The organism is Billgrantia aerodenitrificans (assembly GCF_021404405.1).
GTDB classification, from domain to species: domain Bacteria; phylum Pseudomonadota; class Gammaproteobacteria; order Pseudomonadales; family Halomonadaceae; genus Halomonas; species Halomonas aerodenitrificans.
In genome coordinates, this window is the sequence record NZ_JABFTV010000011.1 from 93,156 (window position 1) to 118,624 (window position 25,469).

The 25,469-nt window shown below is 65.7% G+C and carries 21 protein-coding genes; 10 read left to right on the top strand and 11 right to left on the bottom strand.

Annotated features, from left to right (window positions below; all coding sequences use genetic code 11):
- Positions 1-10 precede the first annotated feature (10 nt).
- Positions 11-1,045, bottom strand: coding sequence for a TRAP transporter substrate-binding protein (locus tag HOP59_RS19140; protein WP_234255084.1), 1,035 nt, complete (start codon positions 1,043-1,045; stop codon positions 11-13).
- A gap of 248 nt (positions 1,046-1,293) precedes the next feature.
- Positions 1,294-2,301: a helix-turn-helix domain-containing protein gene (locus HOP59_RS19145; RefSeq protein ID WP_234255086.1), complete on the bottom strand. Its 1,008-nt coding sequence runs from the start codon at positions 2,299-2,301 to the stop codon at positions 1,294-1,296.
- Positions 2,302-2,538: 237 nt separating this feature from the next.
- On the opposite strand from HOP59_RS19145, the gene HOP59_RS19150 reads away from it, so the two are divergent.
- Both HOP59_RS19150 and HOP59_RS19155 read left to right on the top strand, forming a co-directional pair.
- Positions 2,539-3,957, top strand: coding sequence for an aldehyde dehydrogenase family protein (locus tag HOP59_RS19150; RefSeq protein WP_234255088.1), 1,419 nt, complete (start codon positions 2,539-2,541; stop codon positions 3,955-3,957).
- Positions 3,958-3,969: 12 nt separating this feature from the next.
- On the top strand, positions 3,970-5,079 hold the full coding sequence (locus HOP59_RS19155; protein ID WP_234255091.1) for an NAD(P)-dependent alcohol dehydrogenase: 1,110 nt from the start codon (positions 3,970-3,972) through the stop codon (positions 5,077-5,079).
- A 99-nt stretch (positions 5,080-5,178) separates the two neighbouring features.
- Here HOP59_RS19155 and HOP59_RS19160 read toward each other — a convergent pair whose 3' ends face one another.
- Positions 5,179-5,883 carry a GntR family transcriptional regulator gene (locus tag HOP59_RS19160; protein WP_234255093.1) on the bottom strand — a complete coding sequence of 235 codons (705 nt, stop codon included), beginning with the start codon at positions 5,881-5,883 and terminating at the stop codon, positions 5,179-5,181.
- A 169-nt stretch (positions 5,884-6,052) separates the two neighbouring features.
- On the opposite strand from HOP59_RS19160, the gene HOP59_RS19165 reads away from it, so the two are divergent.
- The 7 genes from HOP59_RS19165 (at position 6,053) to HOP59_RS19195 (ending at position 13,765) form a co-directional block, all read left to right on the top strand.
- Positions 6,053-7,117, top strand: coding sequence for an aromatic ring-hydroxylating dioxygenase subunit alpha (locus HOP59_RS19165; protein WP_234255095.1), 1,065 nt, complete (start codon positions 6,053-6,055; stop codon positions 7,115-7,117).
- A complete protein-coding gene (locus HOP59_RS19170; protein ID WP_234255097.1) occupies positions 7,114-8,082 on the top strand; it encodes a PDR/VanB family oxidoreductase in 969 nt (322 codons plus the stop codon). Before HOP59_RS19165 ends, HOP59_RS19170 begins: the two co-directional genes overlap by 4 nt.
- Positions 8,083-8,125: 43 nt before the next feature.
- The gene (locus tag HOP59_RS19175; protein WP_234255099.1) at positions 8,126-9,136 is read left to right on the top strand and encodes a TRAP transporter substrate-binding protein; all 1,011 of its coding nucleotides are present in this window, start codon (positions 8,126-8,128) and stop codon (positions 9,134-9,136) included.
- Between the two features lie 248 nt (positions 9,137-9,384).
- Positions 9,385-10,155 (top strand): crotonase/enoyl-CoA hydratase family protein, encoded by a 771-nt coding sequence (locus HOP59_RS19180; RefSeq protein ID WP_234255101.1) that lies wholly within the window; start codon positions 9,385-9,387, stop codon positions 10,153-10,155.
- Between the two features lie 10 nt (positions 10,156-10,165).
- A complete protein-coding gene (locus tag HOP59_RS19185) occupies positions 10,166-10,951 on the top strand; it encodes a 3-hydroxyacyl-CoA dehydrogenase (RefSeq protein WP_234255102.1) in 786 nt (261 codons plus the stop codon).
- Between the two features lie 237 nt (positions 10,952-11,188).
- Entirely contained in the window at positions 11,189-12,973 is a 1,785-nt protein-coding gene (locus tag HOP59_RS19190; protein WP_234255104.1) for an acyl-CoA dehydrogenase, read from the top strand.
- Between the two features lie 147 nt (positions 12,974-13,120).
- Positions 13,121-13,765: a DsbA family protein gene (locus HOP59_RS19195; RefSeq protein WP_234255106.1), complete on the top strand. Its 645-nt coding sequence runs from the start codon at positions 13,121-13,123 to the stop codon at positions 13,763-13,765.
- Here HOP59_RS19195 and HOP59_RS19200 read toward each other — a convergent pair.
- The 6 genes from HOP59_RS19200 to HOP59_RS19225 form a co-directional block, all read right to left on the bottom strand.
- Positions 13,752-14,942 carry a thiolase family protein gene (locus HOP59_RS19200; protein ID WP_234255108.1) on the bottom strand — a complete coding sequence of 397 codons (1,191 nt, stop codon included), beginning with the start codon at positions 14,940-14,942 and terminating at the stop codon, positions 13,752-13,754. The genes HOP59_RS19195 and HOP59_RS19200 overlap by 14 nt on opposite strands.
- A gap of 21 nt (positions 14,943-14,963) precedes the next feature.
- A complete protein-coding gene (locus HOP59_RS19205; protein ID WP_234255110.1) occupies positions 14,964-16,523 on the bottom strand; it encodes an acyl CoA:acetate/3-ketoacid CoA transferase in 1,560 nt (519 codons plus the stop codon).
- Positions 16,524-16,675: 152 nt separating this feature from the next.
- The gene (locus HOP59_RS19210) at positions 16,676-17,971 is read right to left on the bottom strand and encodes a TRAP transporter large permease (protein WP_234255112.1); all 1,296 of its coding nucleotides are present in this window, start codon (positions 17,969-17,971) and stop codon (positions 16,676-16,678) included.
- A gap of 3 nt (positions 17,972-17,974) precedes the next feature.
- Positions 17,975-18,493 carry a TRAP transporter small permease gene (locus tag HOP59_RS19215; protein WP_103969798.1) on the bottom strand — a complete coding sequence of 173 codons (519 nt, stop codon included), beginning with the start codon at positions 18,491-18,493 and terminating at the stop codon, positions 17,975-17,977.
- A gap of 65 nt (positions 18,494-18,558) precedes the next feature.
- Entirely contained in the window at positions 18,559-19,692 is a 1,134-nt protein-coding gene (dctP, locus tag HOP59_RS19220) for a TRAP transporter substrate-binding protein DctP (protein WP_234255114.1), read from the bottom strand.
- 222 nt (positions 19,693-19,914) lie between these two features.
- Positions 19,915-20,913 carry a porin gene (locus HOP59_RS19225; RefSeq protein WP_234255116.1) on the bottom strand — a complete coding sequence of 333 codons (999 nt, stop codon included), beginning with the start codon at positions 20,911-20,913 and terminating at the stop codon, positions 19,915-19,917.
- Positions 20,914-21,230: 317 nt separating this feature from the next.
- Between HOP59_RS19225 and HOP59_RS19230 the strand changes: the two genes are divergently transcribed.
- On the top strand, positions 21,231-22,460 hold the full coding sequence (locus tag HOP59_RS19230) for a serine hydrolase domain-containing protein (protein ID WP_234255117.1): 1,230 nt from the start codon (positions 21,231-21,233) through the stop codon (positions 22,458-22,460).
- A 92-nt stretch (positions 22,461-22,552) separates the two neighbouring features.
- Here HOP59_RS19230 and HOP59_RS19235 read toward each other — a convergent pair whose 3' ends face one another.
- Together HOP59_RS19235 and HOP59_RS19240 are read right to left on the bottom strand one after the other, a co-directional pair.
- Positions 22,553-23,569 (bottom strand): helix-turn-helix transcriptional regulator, encoded by a 1,017-nt coding sequence (locus HOP59_RS19235; protein WP_234255119.1) that lies wholly within the window; start codon positions 23,567-23,569, stop codon positions 22,553-22,555.
- A 51-nt stretch (positions 23,570-23,620) separates the two neighbouring features.
- Positions 23,621-25,459: a feruloyl-CoA synthase gene (locus HOP59_RS19240; RefSeq protein ID WP_234255121.1), complete on the bottom strand. Its 1,839-nt coding sequence runs from the start codon at positions 25,457-25,459 to the stop codon at positions 23,621-23,623.
- Positions 25,460-25,469: the final 10 nt, after the last annotated feature.

A 25,469-nucleotide genomic window follows, 5' to 3' on the forward strand; every position in this document is an offset into this window, starting at 1 on the left:
GCCTCCCGGCTCAGCTCTGCTCGGCCGAGCAGGCCTCACGCGCCGCCATGGCGGCTTCATAGACGTCACGAGCGTTGTCCAGGCCGCGCCCTTCGAGCTCACTCAGGTAGTTCTCGATCCCCGCCTGGAGCGGACCGGCCCAGTCGTCGTGCTCGAGCGGATTATCGATCACGCGGATGGTGTGCCCGGCCTCCTCGGCTTCCTGCTTGCCCGCCTCGTCCAGGCCGTCGAACACGCCGCCGGCCACTTCGCTCCACTGCATGCCCATGTTGGCCTCGATGGCCGCCTGCTGCTCTTCGCTCAGGCGGTCGAAGCTGCGCTGGTTCATGGTGGCGACGAAGATCAGCGAGTAGAACGGTACCTGGGTGTGATAGTTGGCCAGCTCGTTGAGGCGGAAGACCTTCATGCCCTCCCAGGGGAAGCTCAGGCCGTCGATCACGCCGCGCTGCAGCGAGGTATAGATGTCCGGCGCCGGCATGCCGACCGGCTGGGCGCCGAGCTGCTCGAGCATCTCGCCGGCCACCGCGGTGGGGCGACGAATGCGCAGGCCGGAAAGGTCGGCGGGCGACTGGATGTCGTTGTCCACGGTGTGCAGGTAGCCCGGCCCGGTAGTGAACATGAACAGCACCTTGGTGTCGTCGTACTCGCTGGCGAGGTGGCCGTCGTCGTAGAGGGTCTGCAGGATGCAGGCGCCCTGACTGGCGGTATCGGAAACCCCTGGCAACTCGACGATCTGCGACAGCGGGAAGCGGCCCGCGGTGTAGCCCTGGGCGGTGATGGCGATGTCGGAGATACCGTTGACCGCGCCCTGATAGGCCTGGTCGGCGCGGGTCAGGGTCTGGGACGGATAGTTCTCGATTTGCAGCTCGCCGCCGGAAGCCTCCTGCACGGCATCGGCCCAGGCCTGGAAGATCTCCTGGTTGATGCCGGAACCGTCCGGCCAGAAATGCGACATGCGCAGGGTGGTGGAGGCCTGCGCGGCGGAAGCGGCAGTGAGCCCAGCGATGGAAGCCGCCAACAGGCAGCGGGACAGGACACGGTTCATGGGTGCCTCCAGGGTCGTTGTCGTCGATTTGCAGCGTGTTTGTTCGCAAAACGAACACACGTTCGGCCTAGCGACTAAGCTACCCCACCACTGACCCACCCGATAATCGACATTAGTCTATGCCGCTTGGATTTTTCGTTATTTTTGACAAACAAAAAGCACCCTATTGCCCACAAAACAGGACAAAAGGAATATCAACTAGGACTTTTCAAAGGTGGCGTAACACGGGCCAGGGGCGCGCCGTGGTTTCAGTGCTCCAGCGGTCCCTGCCGCCTGCGCAGCTCCACGGGAGAGATCCCGTAGCGCTGGCGGAATACCCGGGCAAAGTGCGCGCCATCGACGAAGCCATGCTCCAGGGCGATGTGGGTGATGGTGTTGCGTCGATTCGCGGCGTCCAGCAGCGCCAGGTAGCAGCGCTCCAGGCGCAACTCGCGAATAAAGGTGGCCGGCGGCGCCAACTGGTGTCGACGAAACTCGTCGTAGAGCGCGCGCATCGACAGGTTCAGGGCGCTGGCCAGATCCTCCGGCGCCAGGGTCGGGTCGGCGAGCCGCTCCAGCACCAGGCGCCGCGCCCTGACCAGCCGCTCGCTCGGCATGGGGGCGCAGTGCAACTGCTGACGTTGATGCCGCCAGAGGAAGTCGAAGACGAGCTCGAGCGCCACCCCCTCTACCTTTGCCACCATGGGGTCGTCACCCCACACCAGCTGCGAACGCAGCGCCGCCAGGGCTCCCTGCACGGTGGCATCCCAGGGCAGCACCTGGCCCTGGCAGCGTTCGGCCAGTTGCCGCCACTCCGGCATGTCGGCCAGATCGAGGCTCAGCATCAGCACGCGATAATCGCCGAAGGTATGCAAACGGTAGGGCGTCGAGAGGCGATAGATCGCCAGTTGCCCGGCGCCCAGTCGGATGGTGCGATTACCCTGCTCCATCTCGGCCCCACCCTGCAGTTGCCACACCAGCTTGAAGGTGTGGTCGGCGCTGGTATGGCTGGCCATGCGCGGCGTGCGCGTGACCCGCACCGGCGAGCTGGCCAGTTGAACCAGTTGACCGCTGTGCAGGTTTCGGCCCCGCAGGCTGGCGCGGAATGTCGCTGTCTGAGGCACCACCTCCAAGGGTGGCAGATGGGCGCCGCTGGCGCTGACGAAGCGCTCCAGACTGGTGGTGCGCAGGCTGGTGGCACACAGGCTGGCGTCGGATGGGGCTGGCGACGGCATCCCAGCGGGACGCTCATCGCTGCGAGGGGCGAAGGCGTTCATCTCCGGCGTCTCCGTAGCAATTGTTATTGACGTTATTTATTGCCACTTACAACAAAACTGCCTTACAGGGTGGTCCAAGACGACCCGACTTGGCAAGCGATCGCTGCAGGATTCGACAACGTCTCTGCACGGATACGCAAGACCGGCATGGCATGGCGAGGCTGAATGGTCCTTACCCCGGACGTACATAACAGACGTAAATGACGTAAATGACGTAAATAACAACAGGAGCACGCCATGCCTACTTCCCACACCTTCCATGCCCTGATCGACGGCGAATTGACCACGGGCACTCACCAGATGGCGGTGATCAACCCCAGCAACGAAGAGACAGTGGCCTACTGCCCACGCGCCACCCCGAAAGAGGCCGAGCGCGCCATTCGCGCCGCCCGCGAAGCCTGGCCCGCCTGGCGGGACACGCCGCTGGAGCAGCGGCGCCAGGTGCTGCTTGCCATCGCCGATTGCATCGAGGCGAATGCCGAGGAGCTGGAGCACTTGATCACCCTCGAGCAGGGCAAACCCCTGGCCGGCTCCAAGGTGGAAACCTTTCAGGCACCGGCGATCTTGCGCTTCTTCGCCAATGTCGATCTCTCGCCGCGAATACTGCAGGACGACGCGCAGCAGCGCGCCGAGCTGCACCGCCGCCCGTTGGGTGTGGTGGCCGCCATCGTGCCCTGGAACTTCCCGCTGGTGATGGCCTGCTACAAGCTCGGCCCCGCACTGATTGCCGGCAATACCTGCCTGGTCAAGCCGAGCCCCACCACGCCGCTCGCCACGCTGCGCCTCGGCGAACTCATCGCCGACCTGGTGCCACCGGGAGTGGTCAACGTCGTACCGGACGGCGGCGACATCGGCCCGCTGCTGGCCGGCCATCCGGACATCGACAAGATCTCCTTCACCGGCTCCACCGCCAGCGGACGCGCGGTGATGCGCTCCGCCGCCGACAGCCTGAAACGTCTCACACTGGAGCTGGGCGGCAACGACGCCGCCATCGTGCTCGACGACGTCGACGTGGCGGCCGTGGCCCCGCAGCTGTTCGGCCTGGCGTTCGTCAACTCGGGCCAGGTGTGCATGTCGATCAAGCGGCTCTACATCCACTCCGCCATCTACGAGCCGATGTGCGACGCACTCGCCGAGCTGGCGCGCTCCGCCAAGGTGGGCGATGGGCTGGACCCGACCACCCAGTTCGGCCCGGTGCAGAACCGCCGCCAGTTCGACGCGGTGAAGCGAGCGCTCGAGCTCGCCCCGCAGTACGGACGCATCATCGCCGGCGGCCGCACCTACGGCCCGGGGTATTACGTCGAACCGACGCTGATCCGGGACATCGAGGAGGGCAACCCGGTGGTGGACGAGGAGATCTTCGGCCCGGTGCGCTCGCTGCTGCGCTTCGACGACGTCGAGGACGCGATACGCCGCGCCAACCGCTCGCCCTATGGCCTGGGCGGCTCGGTATGGACGCGTGACGTCGAGCGGGGCGAGCGCATCGCCAGCCGGCTGCAAACGGGCAGCGCCTGGGTCAATCAGCACTTTGCCATGGCGCCGCACATTCCCTTCGGCGGCCACAAGCAGTCCGGCATCGGCGTGGAGTTTTCCGAGGCGGGGCTGCACGAATACACCGCCATTCAGTCGGTGGTAGTCGCCAAGTCGGCCCAGTGAGAGGAGCACAGCATGGAAATCAACGCAGCCGTGGCCCGCACGCCACAGGCCCCGCTCTCCCTGGAGACACTGCAGCTGGAGCCGCCCCGGGCCGGTGAGATCCTGGTACGCCTGGTGGCCACCGGCATCTGCCACACCGACATCGTCATGCGCGATCAACATCTCCCCACGCCACAGCCGGTGGTGCTGGGCCACGAGGGAGCCGGTATCGTCGAGCAGGTGGGCAGCGGCGTCAGCAAGGTCGCCGTCGGCGATCACGTGGTCATGACCTACAACTCGTGCGGCCACTGCGCCAGCTGCGACAAAGGCCAGGCCAGCTACTGCCACGACTTCTTCCCGCGCAACTTCCTCGGCACCCGGGCGGACGGCTCGAGCGGCCTGTCTCAGGCGGGCAAGATGATATACGGCAACATCTTCGGCCAGTCTTCCTTCGCCAGCCACTCGCTGTGCCATGAGCGCAATGTGGTCAAGGTGCCCCGCTCGGCTCCGCTGGAGCTGCTGGGGCCGTTGGCCTGCGGGGTGCAAACCGGTGCCGGTGCGGTGCTCAACTCGCTGCGGGTCGCGCCGGGCGACTCGCTGGCGGTGTTCGGTACGGGGTCGGTCGGCCTGTCGGCCATCATGGCCGGCGTGGTCGCCGGAGCGACCACCATCATCGCGGTGGACCGCAACCGCCAGCGCCTGGAACTGGCCCTGGAACTCGGCGCCAGCCACGCCTTCGTGGCCGACTCCCCCGGGGTGGTGGAGCAGATCTGCCAGGCCGCCGGCGGCGCGGGTGTCGATCACGCCCTGGACACCACCGGCCTGGCGCCGGTCATCCAGCAGGCCGTGGCGGTACTGGCGCCCCGCGGCACCTGCGGCATCCTCGGCGCCTCGGATCCCAGCAGTCACCTGGAGCTGAATCTGAGCCACATGATGTCGGCGGGCCGCAGCCTGAGGGGCATCGTCGAGGGCGACTCGCTGCCGGATCACTTCATCCCGGCACTGATCCGCCTGTACGAAGGGGGCCGCTTCCCGTTCGACCGGCTGGTGACCTACTACGAGTTCGAGCAGATCAACCAGGCCATCGATGACGCCGAGCACGGCCGCGTCATCAAACCCATCGTACGCTTTCCCTCAGCCTGATAAAGCCCCGCGATAAAGCCCCGTGAACACGGCCGGGGCAGACGCAGCGCCACTCCGGCGGTGCGCCTGCCCCGGACACGTTCATGCCCTGGGCAGCGCTCAGTCGTCGGCTCGCGGCTGGCCGAGCCCGGGTCCCAACCCCAGCAGCTCGCCGTAGCGCAGGCCAATGAAGGCGTGCTCGCGCATCAGCATCTCGGCGCGGGCGCCCTCGCCGTGGCTCAGCGCCTGGAGCACCAGCTCGTGCTGGGTCTGGGCCAGCTGCAGCTTGCGGTACTCCCGATCGAGCGCCTCGCTGTCGATGACGATGGAGTCCGCGGCGGCAAACGGCAGATGGTTGTTGCGCGCGATGGCGTCGCCGATCACCGGGCTGCCAGCCGAACCGACGATGGTTTCGTGGAAGCGCCGATTGAGCTCGCTCCAGACGTCGACGTCGCGTTCCTCCAGATAGCCCTTGGCCAGCAGTTCGCGCCCCTTTTGGATCCAAACCGTCAGTTCTTCAGCCAAGGCCGGGCTCAGCCCCTGTTCCGCCAGGCGCCGTGCCGCCAGCCCCTCCAGCACCCCGCGCACCTCCACCGCGCAGAGCACGTCCGCCTCGGTGAACTCCCGCACCATGAAGCCGCGCTTGCCGGCCCGCTGCAGCAGCCCCTCCTGCTCCAGGGTACGGAAGGCCAGGCGCACCGGGGTGCGCGAGACGCCCAGCTGCTCCGCCACCGCCACCTCGCCGATACGTTCACCGGGCGGATAGAAGCCCTCGCCGATCAGCTTGCGCAATCGGCTCACCACGCTCTTGTCGCTGTCGCTCACTCGATCACCACCCTTGCTGCCCTTTCGAAATTACCAATGGATCCAACTAAAGCATAAGTTGACCATCACAAGGCTGAAAAGCTCTACTTTGGATCCAAACATAATATCACGACCGTGACCGAGCGTGGCGTCATGCCGCCGGCATGCCGGCCCCGCCAAGGAGAGAACCATGAGTCAACAGGCCCCCTTCCCCAAGAACACCTGGTACGTCGCCTGCACCCCGGACGAGATCGCGGACAAGCCGCTGGGACGCACCATCTGCAACGAGCCCATCGTACTCTTTCGCGGTGACGAAGGCCGCGTTGCCGCGGTGGAGGATTTCTGCCCCCACCGAGGTGCCCCGCTGTCACTGGGCTTCGTGCGCGACGGCAAGCTGGTGTGCGGCTACCACGGCCTGGAGATGGGCTGCGACGGCAAGTGCGCCGGCATGCCCGGCCAGCGCGTGCGCGGCTTCCCCAGCATCCGTGCCTACCCGGTGGTGGAGCGCCATGGTTTCGTGTGGCTGTGGCCGGGGGATCCCGAACAGGCCGACCCGAGCCTGATCCCCGAGCTGCACTGGGCCAACAATCCCGACTGGGCCTACGGCGGCGGGCTCTACCACATCCACTGCGAATACCGCCTGATGGTCGACAACCTCATGGACCTGACCCATGAGACCTACGTGCACGCCTCCAGCATCGGCCAGCCGGAGATCGAGGAGGCCGCCCCCGAGACCAGCGTGGATGGGGACGAGGTCATCACCAGCCGGCATATGGAAAACATCCCGGCGCCGCCCTTCTGGCAGGCGGCCCTGCGCGGCTGCGGCCTGGCCGACGACGTGCCGGTGGATCGCTGGCAGATCTGCCGCTTCACCCCGCCGAGCCACGTGCTGATCGAGGTGGGCGTGGCCCACGCCGGCAATGGCGGCTACGACGCCCCGGCGGCGGTCAAGGCATCGAGCATCGTGGTCGACTTCATCACCCCCGAAACCGACACCTCGATCTGGTACTTCTGGGGCATGGCGCGCAACTTCAAGCCCGAAGACGGCGAGCTCACCGAGAAGATCCGCGAGGGTCAGGGCAAGATCTTCGCCGAGGACCTGGACATGCTCGAGGCCCAGCAGCGCAACCTGCTGCGCTATCCGGAGCGCCAGCTGCTCAAGCTCAACATCGACGGCGGCGGGGTACAGGCCAGGCGCATCATCGATCGCATCCTGGCCGAGGAGCGCACCGCCAGGGAGGGCGTCACGCCATGAGCAGCGTTCCCCTCTCGCTGATCGTCGAGGTCAAGGCACGCCACGACGAGGCCCACGACATCGTCACCTTCGAGCTGGCCGACCCTCACGGTCGGCCGCTGCCGGCGTTCAGCGCCGGCGCCCATCTCGACGTACAGGTCAAGAGCGGTCTGATTCGCCAGTACTCGCTGTGCAACCACCCCGAGGAGCGCGACCGCTACCTGATCGGCGTGCTGCGCGACCCCGCCTCCCGGGGCGGTTCGGTGGCCATGCACGAGGAAATCAAGGTCGGCGATCTGATCCAGATCAGTGCGCCCAAGAACCACTTCCCGCTCAAGCCGGCCGGGCGCACCCTGCTGCTGGCCGGCGGCATCGGCATCACGCCGCTGCTGTGCATGGCCGAACGCCTGGCCCACACCGATGCCGAGTTCGAGCTGCACTACTGCACGCGCTCCCCGGAGCGCACCGCCTTCCGTGAGCGCATCGCCGCCTCCGGCTTCGCCGAGCGGGTGCACTTCCACTTCGACGACGGCGAGCCGGCACAGCAGCTCGACCTCGCGGGGCTGGTCGCCACGCCGGACCCCGAGGCCCGGGTCTACGTCTGCGGCCCCACCGGTTTCATCGAGGCGGTGCTGTCGGCCTGCAAGGCGGCGGGCTGGCCCGGCGAGCGGCTACACACCGAGTACTTCGCCGGGGCCGTGACCGACACCGCGGACGACGGCAGCTTCGAGGTCAAGATCGCCAGCAGCGGCGCCAGCTTCAGCGTGCCCGCCGACAAGACGGTGCACCAGGTGCTGGCCGAGAACGGCATCGAGATCATGGTCTCCTGCGAACAGGGGGTCTGCGGCACCTGCCTGACCCGGGTACTGGAAGGCGAGCCCGACCACCGCGACCTCTACCTGGACGACGACGAGCACGCCGCCAACGACCAGTTCACCCCCTGCTGCTCGCGGGCCAAGAGCAAGGTGCTGGTGCTGGACCTGTAGGCGCTTTACATGACGCCCCCATAACGACAAGAGGAACACCCCCATGACACCCAGCAAGATCGTCACCGGTATCGCTTTGGCAACCACGCTGCTGGCCGCACCGGCTCTGGCCGAGGCCACCACCCTGCGCATCGCCCACGTCTGGCCCGGCGGCTCGCTGATCGATCGCGAGCTGTTCCAGGCCTGGGCAGAAAGCGTCGAGGAGGCCTCCGACGGCCGTCTGCAGGTGCAGATCTTCCCCGGCGCCACCCTCACCGGTGCCGACAACGCCTACCAGGGCGTGGTCAACGGTATCGCCGACATCGGCGCCACCGCCCAGGGCTACAACGCCGGTCGCTTCCCGCTGACTCAGGTGGTCGAACTACCCGGCGTCTCGGCCAGCAGCCACCAGGGCTCGTGCATCCTGCAGTCGCTCTATGAGCAGGGACACTTCGACGAGGAGTATTCCGATACCCGGCCGCTGTTCATGTTCACCACCGGCCCCGGCTACCTGCACACCAAGGAGCGCCTGATAGAGACGCCGGCGGACCTGGAAGGGCTGCGCCTGCGCCGGCCCACGCCGGTGGTCGGCGACATGTTCACCCGCCTCGGCGCCCAGGCCGTGGGCATGCCGGCTCCAGAAGTGTTCACCTCCATGCAACGCGGCGTGGTCGACGGGCTGAGCTTCAACTGGGAGGGCATGAAGACCTTCCGCCTCAACGAGCTGGCCAGCTACCACACCGAAGTGCCGCTCTACGATCTGTCGCTGTTCGCCACCATGAACCAGCGCACCTACGACAGCCTGCCCGAGGACCTGCAGCAGGTGATCGACGACCATAGCGGTCTGGAGTGGTCGCTGCGCGCCGCCGAGGTCTACGACGAGCTGATTCGCCAGGGCCGCCAGGATGCCGAAGAGGCCGGCCACGAGTTTCTGGTCATCGAGGATGCCCTCGAGCATGCCGACTGGGGGCCGGTGCTGAACGAAACCATCGAACGCTACCTGGATGAAGTCGGCGAGGAGGGCAGGGAGATCTACGAAGCCGCCCTCGCGCTACAGGACGAGTGCCGCGCCTGAGTTCATCGCTAGTCGCTTCACTCGCCACACTCTACCCGCCACTCCCCATTCGCTAAGTCACCCTTCGTTACGGCAGCCCTCGGGCTGCCGTCCTCGTTTCTCCTCCAGCACGCTTCTCGTAAGACTAAAGTCGAAGAAAGGCAGGAATGACCCGGCTCGGCGACTGCTGTACTCTATCCATTGTTTAGTTACACAACAGTATTTTCGAACAACAAGCGCTCAGCTTGACGATTATTGCCGAGGCCCACATGACCGAAACGCTCGTCAAGACGACTCTGGACGACACCATCTACACCATCACCCTGGCGCGCCCGGAGAAGCGTAACGCCGTCAGCGACCGTCTGCTCAGCGCTCTGGAAGAGGCCCTGGTGGCCACGCCGGAAGAGGCTCGAGTCATCATTCTGGCCGCCGAGGGCAAGCACTTCTGCGCCGGTCTGGACCTCGCCGAACATCAGCATCGCGACCCCTTCGGCGTGGTGCAGCACTCCCGCGGCTGGCACCGCATCTTCGATCGCCTGCAGAACGGCGGCCTGCCGGTGGTGACCGCCATGCAGGGGGCCGTCATCGGCGGCGGGCTGGAGCTGGCCACCGCCACCCATGTGCGGGTCGCCGAATCCAGCACCGTCTATCAGCTGCCGGAGGGCCGCCACGGCATCTTCGTCGGCGGCGGCGCCTCGGTGCGGGTCTCCAACATCATCGGCCCCGGCCGCATGTGCGAAATGATGCTCACCGGCCGCGTCATGGACGCCGACGAAGGGCAGCGCCTCGGCCTCTCCCACTACGTGGTCGGTAACGGCGAGAGCCTCGACAAGGCCCGCCAGCTCGCCGAGCGCATCGCCGAGAACGCGCCCATGGCCAACTGGGCCATGGTCTCCGCCATCTCGCGCATCGACAACATGGCCAGCGACGACGGCCTGTTCGTGGAGTCGCTCACCGCCGCTCTGACCCAGACCAGCCCCGAGGTGGCCGAACGTATCGGCAGTTTCTTTACCAAGAAAGGCCAGGGCCCGCGCACCTGAGGAGAACACCATGAAGTTTCAGGACAACACCTTCATCGTCACCGGCGGCGCCTCGGGGCTGGGAGAAGCCACCGCCCGCGCCCTGCACGATGCCGGCGGCAACGTGGTGATCGCCGATCTCAATGCCGAGCGCGGCGAAGCGCTGGCGGGCGAGCTGAACGCCAGGAGCGCCACCGACCGCGCGCTGTTCCGCCGCACCGACGTTACCAGCGAGGCCGATGCCCAGGCCGTGGTAGCGCTGGCCGTGGACACCTTCGGCGGCCTGCACGGGCTGATCAACTGCGCCGGGGTCGGCGATCCCGCCAAGGTGGTCGATCGTCACGGCGAGCCGCTGCCGCTGGAAGCCTTCGCCCGCATCGTCAACATCAACCTGCTGGGCACCTTCAACATGCTGCGCCTGGCCGCTGCCGCCATGGCCAAGGGCGAGCCCCAGGCCGACGGCGAGCGCGGAGTGATCGTCAACACCGCCTCGGTGGCGGCCTTCGACGGCCAGATCGGCCAGCCCGCCTATGCGGCCTCCAAGGGCGGCATCGTGGCCATGACCCTGCCCATCGCCCGGGAAATGGCCCGCCACGGCATCCGCGTCATGACCATCGCCCCGGGACTGTTCAGGACCCCGCTGATGGAGGCGCTGCCGGAAGAGGCGCAGCAATCCCTGGCCGCATCCATCCCTTTCCCCAACCGTCTGGGCGAGCCCGACGAATTCGCGCGCCTGGCCTGCCATATCGTCGATAACCCCATGCTCAACGGCGAGACCATTCGAGTGGATGGGGCGATTCGTATGGCTCCGCGGTAGTCCGTTCTGTCACAGCTCGCTGAAGGAAATGAGCTTTTCCGGCAACAAGCCTCCGCGAGGGCGCTGTGAACCCATCCCTGGGCGCTACTTTTGCCATCCATGGCAAAAGACCCTCGCTTCGGCTTGTCCCCGGCGCTCATCTCGCCGGGCTAGTGGAAAAACTCAAGCCTCCTTTGAACAGGTGACGGCAGTCTTCTCCTTTTCACGCCCGACCACTATTCCAGTGAGAATGCCACCATGCTCGATTACCAGGCGCCGCTGCGCGATATGCAGTTCATCCTCGAGGAGCTGGCCGGTCTCGAGCGGATCGGCGAGCTGCCCGGCTGCGAGGACGCCTTGCCGGATCTGGTCAGCGCCGTGCTGGAGGAGGCCGGCAAGTTCGCCGCCGGCGTACTCGCCCCGCTCAACCCGGTCGGCGACCAGCAGGGCTGCCGCCTGAAAGGCGAGCGAGTGGTCACTCCCGAGGGCTGGCAGGCGGCCTATGACCAGTTCCGCGAGGCCGGCTGGATCGGCCTCTCGCTGCCGCCGGAGCATGGCGGCCAGGGGCTGCCCAAGCTGGTTTCCTCCCCGGTGTGGGAGATGTGGTTCTCGGCCAACATGGCCTTCGCCATGCTGCCCCAGCTCAACGTGGGCCAGACCGAGGCGCTGACCATCGCCGCCAACGAGGCACAGAAAGCCACCTGGCTCGACAAGATCGTCAGCGGCGAGTGGGCCGCCACCATGAACCTCACCGAGCCCCAGGCCGGCTCCGACCTGGCCGCCACGCGCATGCGCGCCGAGCCCGAGGGCGATGACGCCTACCGTCTGTTCGGCCAGAAGATATTCATCTCCTACGGCGAGCACGAGCTCACCCCCAATATCGTGCATCTGGTGCTGGCCCGGCTGCCCGACGCCCCGCCGGGGGTGAAGGGCCTGTCGCTGTTCCTGGTGCCCAAGTACCTGCTCGACGAGCAGGGCGAGCCGGGGCAGCGCAACGACATCCGCTGCATCGCCATCGAGCACAAGATGGGCATCCACGGCAGCCCCACCTGCACCCTCAGCTACGGCGATGACGGCGGCGCCCTGGGCTATCTGGTGGGCGAGCCGCACCAGGGCCTGGCCACCATGTTCGTGATGATGAACGAGGCCCGCTTCAACGTGGGTATTCAGGGATTGGCGCTGGGTGAGCGCGCCTATCAGGCCGCCCTCGCCTACGCCCGGGAGCGTGTTCAAGGGCGCGACATCGTCACCGGCGAAGCCGGCAAGGCCATCCTCACCCACCCCGACGTCAAGCGCATGCTGGTATCGATGCGCGCCCGGCTGATGGCCATGCGCGGCCTGCTCTACAGCGCCGCCGGCTGGTTCGATCTCGCCCGTCATCATCCCGAGGCCGAGGCTGCCGACAAGTACCGCCGCTACGTCGACCTGCTGATGCCGGTGGCCAAGGGCTGGTGCACCGAGGTGGGCAACGACCTCTGCGACGAGGCGATCCAGGTGTTCGGCGGCATGGGCTTCGTCGAGGAGACCGGGGTGGCCCAGCTGTTCCGCGACGCCCGTGTCATCACCATCTACGAGGGCACCACCGGCATCCAGGCCAACGACCTGCTGGGGCGCAAGATCCTGCGCGAGGACGCCGCCACCCTGCGCGAGCTGATCGCGGATATTCGTCAGACGGCCGGTCGGCTCGACGGTCATGAGCACCTGGGCGACCTGGCGCAGCCGCTCCACGACCTGGCCACCCTGCTCGACCAGAGCGCCGACTGGCTGCTGGCCCACCAGGCCGACACCGCTGAGCTCTATGCCGGTGCCGTGCCGCTGCTGCACCTGCTCGGCATCGCCTGCGGCGCCTGGCAGATGGCGCGCCTGGCGCTGGCCGCCGAAGCCCGCCGCACGGCAGGCGACGGCGACCCCGACTACCTGACGGGGCTGAGCGAACTGGCCCGTTTCTACCTGGCCACCCAGGCACCCCAGGCTCACGCCCACGGCCACACCCTGCGCCACGCTGGTGCGGTGCTGAGCCGCTTTTCAGAACAAGCACTCTGAGCCACCTGCCAAGCAAGAGGCATTCCGCCGCGTCTCTCGCTCAGCAAAGGTCACATCGTGCTGACCTGCTCACCGGGCGCTGACTTCTTGTGGTGCCCTTCTCGTTGGGATTAGATCGGCGGTCAACGCCATGTCGAGGAAATCCCAATGACCTCCCCTACTCGTCTCATCTATCTGTTCGATCCGCAGTGCGGCTGGTGCTACGGTGCCTCAGCGTCGATGGAGGCTCTGCTGGAACGAGGCGACCACGATGTCCAACTGATCCCGACCGGACTCTTTGCCGGCGAGGGCGCCTTTGCCATGAATGATGGCTTCGCCGCTCATGCCTGGGCGGCCGATCAGCGTATCGCGCGACTCACCGGCCAACCGTTCAGCGACGCCTATCGCGATCGGGTATTGGGCAATCGTGAGTGGCGGGTCGACTCCGGTCCGGCAACGCTGGCGCTCACCGCCGTGTGCCTGACCGAGCCTGCACGTGAGTTCGCCGCGCTGCACGTCCTCCAGCGCGCACGCTATGTCGAAGGTCGCAACAATGCCGACCCAGCCGTAGTGGCCTCCGTACTGGAGTCGCTGGGTCTGGAGGAGGCGGCGCGCCGTTTCCGCACGCCGGACGACGAGCTGACAGCTGCCAACCAGACGCGCATCGACGCGGGCAAGGCATGGATGCGCCGCGTCGGTGCCAATGGCGTTCCCACCCTGGTCGTCAGCGACGAAAAGGGCGCTCGCGTGGTCGATTCGAGCGCCCTCTACGGCGGTATCGACACGCTGGTGTCGGCCGTTACCCCACCTTGACGATCAGCGCCGCGGCGGAGTCGCCGGCGGCGCAGCCGGTCACCAGGGCGTAGCCGCCGCCCTTGAGTGCGGTCTCCTCGATGGCTTCGATCAGCAGGCGCGCCAGGGTCGGCGCCTGGGGGTGGCCGTAGACCAGCGAGGTGCCGTAGTTGTTGAAGCTGTAGGCGTCGAGCCCCAGCGCCCTCGAAAGGTGCAGGTCGTTGGCGATGAAGGGCGTGTGATTCTTGATCGTCTTGATCTGGTCGATCGTCAGGCCCGCCCGGTCGAGCGCGCGCTTGACCGAAGTGGCCGGCGCCATCGGCATGTGTGCTGGCTTGGTGCGGGCATGGCCGTAAGCCACCACCTGCACCGCCATCTGCGGGTCACGGCTGAGCTCGACGGCCCGCTCGCGGGTGGTGACCAGAATGCCGGCATTGGCATCGGCCGGGTGGGTCTGGGCCCCGTAGGTATGGATCCCGTCCGGCTGCACGCAGCGCAGCTTGGCGAGCCCCTCGGCGGAGGTCGCGGTGACCCCTTCGTCGGCCTCGACGAGCTTGGTCTCCTTGCGCGAGACCGCCACCTCCACCGGGAACATGTAGCGCTTCTGGAAGGCGCGCTCGTTGGCCAGGGCCTCGGCGTACTGCTCGTAGCGCCGCAGGGTCAGCTCATCGGCCTGCTCGCGGCTGAAACCGTGCTCCCGCGCCACGTTCTCGGCGGTGGTCAGCATGTCCTTGCCGGTGGCCGGATCGGCGGCGATGTTGTCCATGTTCCAGTTCTCGGCGATCACCTCGCCGCCCGGCCCGTTGGGATTGGGCCAGATGGTGTGCGGGCCGTTGGAGGGCCGGTCGGCCAGCAGGCAATAGGTGGTGTCGAAGCTGCCGGAGTCCACCGCCAGGGCGGCATTGAACACCGCCGTGGTGGCGGTGGCGCAGGCCTGGGTGATGTTCTGGCCGGGGGCCTGGCCGGCGCCCATCATGGCCGCGGCCCAGGGCGCGCCGTAGAAGATCGACTTCTGCCCCACCGACACCCCCAGGTAGAGGTAGTCGATGAGCGTGGGATCGATGTCGCGGGCGGCGAACCAGCGCTTGCTGGTGGCCGCGCCCAGCTCGATGGAGTTGGCGTTGGCCAGGCTGCCCATCCACTTGCAGAAGGGGGTGGTGTAGTAGCCGCCGTAGGGGATGTAGGCGTTCTTGAACATGACGCTATCTCCAAATACCGTTCAGTCGCGGGTCAGATGCGCGCGCAGGCCGCCCCACTGGGGCTGGAAGAGCTCCGCCGGCATCTCGCGCAGCTCGCTGGCAATGCGCGGCACGAAGTCCATGGCCGCCAGGATGTCGCGCTCGACGTCCAGCCCGGGGGCAATTTCGGTTAGGGTGATCTCGCCGTCGAGCAGCTCGAACACGCAGCGCTCGGTGACGAACAGCACCGGCTTGCCGGTCTCGTGGGCGTAGCGACCGCTGAAGGTGATCTGGTCGACCCGCTGGACGAACTTGCGCCGCGGCCCCTCCTCGAGAATCCGCAGGCTGCCATCCTCGACCGCCACCTTGCCGCCGTTGGTGAAGGTGCCGCAGAACACCACCTTGCGGGCGTTCTGGCTGATGTTGATGAAGCCGCCCGGCCCCACCACCTTGTCGCCGAACTTGCTGACGTTGAGGTTGCCCTCGTGGTCGGTCTGGGCCAGCCCCAGGAAGCACACGGCCAGGCCGCCGCCGTCGTAGAAGTCGAACTGGTAGCCGTGATCGATGATCGCCTCGGCGTTGTAGGCGGTGGCGAAATCGCCGCCGCTGGCCGGCACGCCGCCGTAGGTACCGAGTTCGGTGGTCAGCGTCATCAGATCGCTGACGCCCTCTTCCGCCGCCACGCTGGAGACCCCTTCGGGCATGCCGATACCGAGGTTGACCACCCCGCCCGGCACCAGCTCCATGGCGGCGCGGCGGGCGATCACCTTGCGCGGGTCCAGCGGCAGCGGCTTGATGCCGCCCAGCGGCACCCTGAGATCGCCGGCCAGCGCCGGATTGTAGGTAGTGGTGATGGTCTGCATGTGGTGTTCGGGCTCGGCCACCACCACGTAGTCGACCAGGTCGCCCGGCACCTTGACCTGCTTGGGGTGCAGGCTGCCCTGGGTGGCCAGATACTCCACCTGGGCGATGACGATGCCGCCGCTGTTCCTGGCCGCCTGGGCCATGGAGAGCTGCTCGAGGAACAGCGCCTCGCGCTCCATGCTCAGGTTGCCGCGCTCGTCGGCGGTGGTGGCGCGGATCACCGCCACGTCCACCGGGAAGGAGCGATAGAGCAGCCACTCCTCGCCTTCCAGCTCGACCAGCTTGACCAGGTCCTCCTCGGCAGCGGTATTGGCCTTGCCGCCCTCCAGGCGCGGGTCGACGAAGGTGCCGAGCCCCACCTTGCTGAGTACGCCGGGCTTGTTACCGGCGATATGCCGCCACAGGTGCGCCAGCACGCCCTGGGGCAGCAGGTAGCCTTCGACGCGGTTCTCGCGAATCAGCTCGCCCATGCGCGGCGCCTGCCCGGTATGGCCGCTGATCAAGCGTTTGACCAGACCGGCGTGGCCGAGATGGTTCATGCCGCGGCTCTTGCCATCGCCGCAGCCGCAGCTGTGCGCCACGGTGAGATCGCGGGGCGCTCCGCTCTCCAGGAAGCGCTGCTCCAGCGCCGTGGCCACGGCCTCGGCAAAACCGCACAGGCCGGCGGTGGTCCAGATGACGGTGTCGCCGTCCTGGATCAGGTTCGCCGCGGCAGCGCTGTCGATGATCTTGTTCACACTTGTCGGCTTCACACTTGTCGGCTTCACTTTCGTCGGCCCTCTTGCGAAATCACCATTAACATGGAGACATATATTGTTGAATCAACAAACATAGTGACTCATGAAAATCCCGTTCGGACGCCCCGGCCACAGTGACCGGGGCATTACGGTCAGCCGGTCAGTACCAGCACGATCTGGGGATAGAAGATCACCAGGGCCACCACCAGGATGTCGGCCACCAGGAAGGTCGACACACCACGGAAGATGTCCATCAGCGAGGCGTACTGCCCGGCCACTCCCTTGATGACGAAGATGTTCATGCCCACCGGCGGCGTGATCATGCCGATCTCCAGCAGCTTGACCAGCAGCACGCCGAACCAGATCAGGCTGACGTCATACAGCTCGAAGACCGGCAGCAGCACGGGCAGGGTCACCAGCATGGCGCCGAACGGCTCCATGAACAGCCCGAGGAAGAGATAGATCAACACCACCACCAGCATCAGTTCCAGATAGGTGGGGTCCCAGCCGCTGACGGCACCGGTGATGTAGCCGGCCACACCGCTCAGGCTCAGGAACATGGTGAACATGCTGGCACCGACGCCGATGATCAGCAGCGCCGAGGTGGTGGAGAGCGTCTCGAGCAGCGCCGCCTTCATGGCCCTGCCATTCAGCCGCCGCAGCACCAGGCCGATCAGAATCGCCCCGGCAGCGCCGACGGCACCGGCCTCGGTGGCGGTGAAGAAGCCGGAGAAGAGGCCGCCGAACACCAGCACCCCGAGCGCCAGCACCGGCCAGATATCGAGCAGCGCCTGACGCGGAGACACCTCGCGGGCGCCAACGGCCTCCCGGGGCACGATGTCGGGGCGCAACCAGCTCACCACCAGGATCACGATGCAGTAGCTCACCGCGGTCAGCAGGCCGATGGTGATGCCGCCCAGGAACACCTGGGTGATCGAGACCTGGGCGAACACGCCGTAGACGATCATCAGGATGCTGGGGGGAATCAGCGCCCCGATGGTGCCACCCGCGGCAATGGTGCCGCAGGCGAAGCTGGGCTTGTAGCCGCCCTTCACCATCTCGGGAATCGCGATGCGCCCCATGGCCGCCGAGCAGGCGACGCTGGAACCGCTCACCGCGGCAAAGCCGGAGCTGGCAAAGATGCTGGAGATGGCCACGCCGCCCGGCAGCCAGCGGAACACCACCTTGGCCGCATTGAACAGGCCGTTGGTCAGCCCAGCGTGGTAGCAAACGAAGCCCATCAGCAGGAACATGGGTACCGCGCTGAGCGTCCACTTGGCGATGAACTCATAGGGCGTCGAGGAGAGCATGCCGATGGCGGTGTTCCAGCCGAACATCATGGTCATGCCGCCCAATGAGACCGACACCAGAGCAAGCGCAACCGGTACGCGAAGTGCCAGCAGGACAAGGAGAATGATCAAGCCATAGAAACCGGTCGCAACGGACATGAATTACCTTTCCTCTTGCGCGGGAGAATCGTACGTCGTTCCCGTCGCCAGCAGCGGCAGCCTGACCAGGCAGACCAATGCAGCCAGCGCAAAGGCCACGGGCAGTACGAAATAGGTCGGCCAGACGGGCATCGGCACGTTGAGTGACATGACGTAGGCGCCGATCTGGTACTGCTCCATGGCCTTGCCCCAGGTGGCCACGGCCAGCGTGGCGTAGATGGCCGCCGAGAGCAGCGATACCAGAACGTCGGAAATGCGGATCAGCCTGGGGCCCATCAGGCCTTCCAGCGCTTCGACGCTGATCATGTTGCGGCGCCACTCGACCCACCCCAGGGGCAGCAGCGCCAAGGTGATCAGGTAGTAGCGGGTGACCAGTTCCAGCGTGGCGGGAATGGAGATCGACAGCGTCGAGCGCAGCACCACATCGAGCGTGATGTGCACCACCATCAGCAGAATCCCCAAAGTGCCAAGCAGCGCCAAGCCGACAGCGGCGAGGTTGGTCAGGCGATATAGAACGGCCATGGGCATCTCCATCAGGGGCACGAAGCCGGCCCGAAGGCCGGCCATTCGTGAGGTAGACCACCTACTCAGCTGCCGTAGGCGGCGAAGTCGACGTCACTCCAGATTTCACGCTTCATCGCCTCGGCGATGGCCTCGTGGTCGTCGCCGATCTCCTCGACGATCTCGGTCCACTTGTCGACCAGTGCCTGGAAGCGCTCGATCTTGCCCTCGGCATCTTCCACGCCATAGCGACGCTCGGCCTGCTCCGCGGCGTAGACCAGGTCCTCTTCGATGAAGGCCGGGATGGCATCGAGAAGATCCTGCTCGGGCTCGAGAATCTCGATGCCGCTCTCCTTGGCAATTTCGCGCGCCTCTTCGGCCATCTCGTAACCCCAGCGCTGGGTGATGGCGGCACTCGCCTCGACGGAAGCGTGGATCATCGCCTCACGCTGTTCTTCCGTCAGGCTGTCCCAGGCCTGCTGGCCGACGGCGTGGGAGATGGTGCTGTGGAAGGTGCCCAGCTCGACGTCGGTCACGTAATTGAGCACGTCGTCGAGGCGGAAGGAAATGATGTCGGCGATGGAGGCGATGGTACCCTCGATCACGCCCTGGGAGAGCGACTCATAGGTTTCACCCACCGACATGGTCGCCGGTGTGAGGCCGACCGACTCGGCCCAACGTGAGTACTGCGGGCCGCCGACGCGCATGCGCAGGCCGCGCAGATCGGAGAGGGAGCGCACCGGCTTGGTGCTCAGAATGCGATAGAGGTCAGAGGCATGCGAGCTGGTGTAGACGATACCCAGCGCCTTGAGTTCTTCCTGACATTCCGCACAGGTAACGATATATTCCATTACCGCCGCCGCCATGGCATGGGGCGTGGTGCCGAGGAAGGCCATGTCGCCGACCAGGTTGATCTCGGGCAAATCGGCCGGGAAATAGGCCGGCAGGAACAGCCCCGCCTCCACCAGGCCGCTGCGGATGGCATTACGCATGTTGCCGATGTTGGCCACCTCGGTGCCCAGCAGGTTGCCCCTCAGCTCGCCGTTGGTCTTCTCCTCCAGGCGCTCGGCGAATTGGGTGAACATCGGGTTGTAGGCGGGATGAGCTGGCGGCACCCCCGGCGCCATGCGCAGCTCACGGGCTTGGGCATGGCTGGCGAGCGCCAGGCTCCCCACGGTGACGGCAATGGCAACGGTCTTGAGCAGCGTGTGATTCGTCATGGGTCTCTCCAGATGGGTTATATTTGTTTGTGTGTTAAACAATGGTTCTTATCACCTATCTTTGATCTGATTATAGTCCACTCATCAACCCCCCTCGATAGCCGACTTTGGTCTAAGCTCGCTTGGCCAGCGACCTCTCGAGACAGGTGCCGATAAAAGGCCCGGCGAGTCGCGTTCTCGCCGGGCCGAAAGCAAGCTAGTCGGATACAGAGCACGTTACCTTCAGAAGCTGACGCTGAGACCCGCCGCCACGTTGTTGTCGGTGCGGTCGTAGTGAGCCGCCTCGAGGAAGCCATACACCTTGTCGTTGAAGTGGTGGCGCACGATACCCACCCAGGCATCATTGTCGAGATCGAGGTTGCGGTTGTTCTCGGCGTAGCCGAGAGAGACCGACCAGGCATCGCTCAGATTGGCCGAGACGTTCACGCCCCAGGCATCGAAGTCAGAAGCGGCGCCGCTGTTCTCACGGTCGTCGTTGTGCTCGTAGACCCCACCCAGCTGCACCATGCCGAAGTCGTAGCCGATACCGAACGAGGTACGGTGCAGGTTGTCGATGCCCGGGCGGCGCACCTGAGTATGGCCGATGCCGAAGTTGAGCGGCCCTTGGTTATAGATCAGTCGCCCGGTATAGACATCGAAGTCCTGGTCATTCTGCGCATTGGTAGTGAGTACGGCACCGATGAACTGGAAGCCGCCAAAGCGCGGCGTGCCGTAGGAGAGCACGTCGCTGCCCTGCTCAGCCTGGCCGAAGATGGCGTTCTGCCCGGTCTGGGCATGGAAGCGGTTGTACTCGAAGACATCGATGTTGTTGTAGATCTGTCCCCAGAAGCCGGACGGCACGCGGGGCTGGAAACCGAAGCTGCCGAAGTCGGTCAGCAGCAGCACGCGGGCGGTGCGGATATATATCTCGCCGTCATCCTGGCGGTGGGCGCCCGGTGTCCAGGTCTGCTCATCCACGGAGTTGATGGCATTGGCGAAGTCGGCCACCAGGTCGTAGCGGATACGCAGGCTGGGATTAACGGTATAGATCCCACCCACGCCGGCCTCGGCCCGGAAGGCCCATAGATCGAGATCGCGGTCGCTTACGTCGAGCACGCCGCCGGTCACGTTGCCGGAGAAGGTGGGGCCATTGTGCTGGGTGTCGGCCAGGGTCTGGCCGGAAACCGCAGCGGCCAGGGCGAAAGCGAGAGGCGTCAAGGTCAGTCGTTGGAGCGTTGTCATTGTGTGTTCCCATTATGTGTCTTGTTGGCGAGCAGCGCGCTCAAACGCTGCATAACAATACTTTCCAACAAACAAATTGTTGTCAAACACAATGTTTATATCAACATATCGTCCGCATAACGAACAATTCGAGGAAGTATAAAAACACCTTCCATACAAAGGGTTAAAGGGCTTCCCAGAGCGTGTATCGTCAATTGCTCACACGACCTCCCTTGCTAAAGTCGAATGCCATAGCCCCTGCATCTGCAGAGGTTCTTTCTGCTTCGCCCTTTCCTAGCATGGCTCTCGTACCTCTCCACCCAAGAAAGGACGACCCCATGCGTAGCACCAACAAGAACAACGCCATTGCCCTCGCTGCCCTGGCCTCCCTCACTTCCACCGCGGCCCTAGCGGCTGCACCGGAAGCCCCCGAGAGCGCCTGGACGACGGCAACGCTGATCGAATCGCGGGCCAACATGTTTCACCCCGCGCTCAACCACCTGACTTTTCAATCGCTGAACAAGATGTTCTCCACACGGGCCGTGGCGGCATCGCCTACCCCATGGGAGCTGGAAGAAGCGCCGCTGAAGCTCGACGAGACCTTCACCCTGGAAGGCGAAGACGTCTCCCTCGAGGAGTTTCTGGAAGGGACGACAACCAACGGCCTGCTGGTCATCAAGGACGGCAAGATCGCCTACGAGCGCTACCGCAACGGCCTCGACGAAACGACCCCGCACGCGGTCTTCTCGGTCTCGAAATCGATCCTCGCCACCCTGGTCGGCCTGGCCGTCGAGGATGGCAGCATCGCCAGCCTCGACGACAAGGTGGTGGACTATCTGCCGGCCCTGGCAGGCACCGGCTACGAGGATGTCAGCATCCTCGATGTGCTGAGGATGCGCTCCGGCGTGGACTGGGAAGAGGTGTACGAGTTCGGCGGCACCACCCAGCTCACCGAGGTGCACGACAACGCCCTGGTCGGCTACCGGTACCGCTGGTGCGATTACGCGGTCTCATCCGCCGAGGGCAAGTACGAGCCCGGCGAGAGATTCAACTACTCGACCCTGGACACCAGCGTGCTCGGCTGCGTGCTGGCGAGCGCCGTGGGCACCACGGTGGCAGAGTACATGACCGAGAAGTTGTGGCAGCCCGCCGGCATGGAGTTCGACGCCTACTGGATCATGGACGGACCGGAGCCCGTGGGGGACGAGTTCTACGGTGCCGGTTTCAATGCCACGCTGCGCGACCTCGGCCGCTTCGGCCTGATGATGCTCGACGAGGGTACGGCCAACGGCACCCAAGTGATTTCCGGCGATTGGGTGCAAGCCTCCACCGTTTCCGACCCCGGCTACGAGCGCATCGAGAACGGAGCCACCATCGGCTACCAGTATCAGTGGTGGACCTTCCCCGATCGGGAAGCCTACTCCGCCATCGGCATCAACAACCAGTTCGTCTACATCGATCCGCAAAGCCAGACGGTGATCGTCAAACTGAGCCACACGCCCGATGCCCAAGGCTGGGAAGAGGATACCCTGGCTTTCTTCGAGAAGGTTTCGCAGCTGACGCCTTGAGCCCGAACCCGAACCCGAACCCGAACCCGAACCCGAACCCGAACCCGAACCCGAGCGCAGCATCGGCCACCCAGCCGGGTGGCCGCCCTCGTTCACTCCCCGCCGGGCTGGCGCAGCGCCGAGATCAGCTCCACCTTGTTGCTGACCCCCAGTTGAACGTAGGCATTGCGCAGATAGGTTCTCGCCGTGGCAGGGGTGATGCCCAGGGTACGGGCCACCTCCTTGTAGGAGCTGCCCTGGGAGTAGAGCCTCGCGGCGCTGAGCTCCCGGGGCGAGAGCACGGAGGAGCGTCGGCGCGAGCACATCATCAGAGAAACCAGCTCGCCGCAGGGCTGCACCACTATCCCTTTCCCACCCGTCGGGGACAAGGTACAGGGCGCGCGGTCCAACATGCCGGACAGCTGGCCCGGCAGGCTGGAACCCTGCCAGCCGGCATACTCTGCGTCGAGCGCCGTCCCCACCTCCCTGCCGATATAGAGCAACTCCCCCTGCCGGCTCGAGAGCGCATAGTCGCCCCAATCGTTCGACATGGCGTCGGAGCGGACCGCCGTCAGGTGCGCCTGCCAGCAGCGAGCCAGGTGCCGGACGAACTCCTCCATCAGCAGGGCGTCGACCTCGTCGAAGCCGAATCGGGACCTTCCCCTGTAGATCGACACGAAGAACAGCATGCCGCTGGCAGGGAAATCCAGCGTCACGGCCATGCTGTGGTAGATGTCATGCCGCTCGCAGAACGCCCCCACCGCCGTTTTCTCATCTCCAGGCCAGTCGCCCTGGCACCTGATGGCCTTGCCCAGTTGGGAGATCGAGACGTTGGCGAAGCGGTCTATTTCCGCTATGCGGTTCCACTCCTCCGCGAACGAAGGGCCTAGGCCAAGACTGCCGTGCATCAGGTTCTTCGGAGCCGCATTCCCTGTCGGCAGATAAACCTGCCCCCACCATGCCGTATCGAAGCTCACGACATTGCCGAAGCCTTGGATCGCCGCGTGCAGCCAGCTTCCGGATGAGGGGCAGCGGGGTATCTCGGCCAATCCCAGCACCTCATGGCTGAAGCGCTGCAGCACCCGCGTATCGACCACGGAAACAGATGTCTTGTCATTGTTGTCATTCATGTCGTCACCTGCCTTTCGGCCTCAGAACACCGCGACCTTACCCGATCACGCTCAGCCGAGATGCAGGACGCTCGGCGGCGGTGGCTCGCGATACAGCTCGTCGACGATGGCGGCCCGGTTATCGAGTACCGCACGCTGGTTGATCGAGCCCTTGTCGGTGATCTCATGGGCATCCAGCCGCGGCGGCTCGTCGAGCAGTACCAGGCGCCGCACCCGAGTGGAGCTGCCGGTGCTGTGGGCGTCCAGGTCGCGCAGCATCTGCCGGAAGCGCTCGCGCACCGGCTCGCTTGTCAGCACCGTGGCGGCATCGACCTCGCGGCCCAGCCCCGCCAGCTCGCGGCACTTCTCCAGATCCGGGAAGACCATGACCGAGATATAGGGCTTGTCGATGCCGGCGATCACCACGTCCTTCACGTGGGGGGCGCCGGCTTCGATGATGCGCGCCCGCAGCGGCCCGACGCTGACCCAGGTGCCGGTATCGAGCTTGAAGTCCTCGGAGATGCGACCGTCGAAGCGCATGCCGCGCTGGGGGTCGTCCGGGTCGATGAACTTGACCGCATCGCCCAGGCAGTAGAAGCCCTCCTCGTCGAAGCTCTTGGCGGTGAGCTCCGGCTGGCGCCAGTAGCCCGGCATCACGCTGGGCCCCTTCACCCGGCACTCCAGCTTGCCGCTGTTGGGCACCAGCTTGATCGTCACACCGCGGGCCGGCAGGCCCACCACCCCCGACTTGGACTCCTCCAGCGAAGCGAACATGGCCGAGGGCGCGGTCTCGGTGGCGCCCAGCCCCGTGAGCATGCCCACCTTGCAGCCCAGGGTCTGGATGGCCAGCCGGTCGAGCTCGTCCCAGATGTGTTGGGAGAGCCCCGCGGCGGCGAAGAACATCAGATTGAGCCGCGAGAAGAAGGTCTCGCGCAGGGCATCCTCGCGCTTCAGGTAATCCACCAAGATCTCGAAGCCCTTGGGCACGTTGAAGTACACCGTGGGCGCGATCTCGCGCAGGTTGGCGATGGTTTTCTCGAACTCCCCCGGCACCGGGCGGCCGTCGTCGATATAGAGGCTGCCGCCGTTGTAGAGCACGATGCCGACGTTGTGGTTGCCGCCGAAGGTGTGGTTCCACGGCAGCCAGTCCACCAGCACCGGCGGCTCGTCGCGCATGAAGGGCATCAGCGACGCCAGCATCTCCTGGTTGGAACAGAGCATGCGGTGCGTATTGATCACCCCCTTGGGCATGCCGGTGGAGCCCGAGGTGAACAGGAACTTGACGATGGTATCGGGAATGACCGCCGCGCGGGCCGCCTCCACCGCCTCGGTGGGGGGCGTATCCAGCAGCGACTCGAAGGCATCGATGCCGGGAAAGCCGGTGGTATCCACCGCCACGCAACCGCAGTCGGCCGGCTGCACCGCCGCCAGCGCCGGCGCGAAATCCTTGGCCTTGTCGACCAGCAGCAGGCCGGGGGTCAGCAGCTCGACGATATGGCGCAGCTTGGCGTAGTCGCGGCTGACCAGCGAATAGGCCGGCGAGATGGGAGCGAACGGCACGCCCACGTACATGGCCGCCAGGGCCAGCAGCAGGTGCTCGATGGAGTTGCCGCTGAGGATGACCAGCGGCCGCTCGACGCTCAGCTGGTGATTCAGCAGCGCCTGGGCCAGGCAGCGCACGCGGCTCAGGGTGTCGGCATAGCTCAAGCGCAGCCATTCGCCGCTGGCATCGCGTCGCGCGACAAAGGTTCTCTCCGGCGCCTCGTCGGCCCAGCGCTCCAGACACTCGAGCAGCGTAGCGGGATAGTCGCCAAGAGGCTCCTCGATGCTGAGCAGTTGGGTGCCGTCATCGCGCGAGACCAGTCGGGCAGTGGCGGTGCCCAGGTGAACATCGCGAAAGGGGTGAAGCATGGGCGCTCCT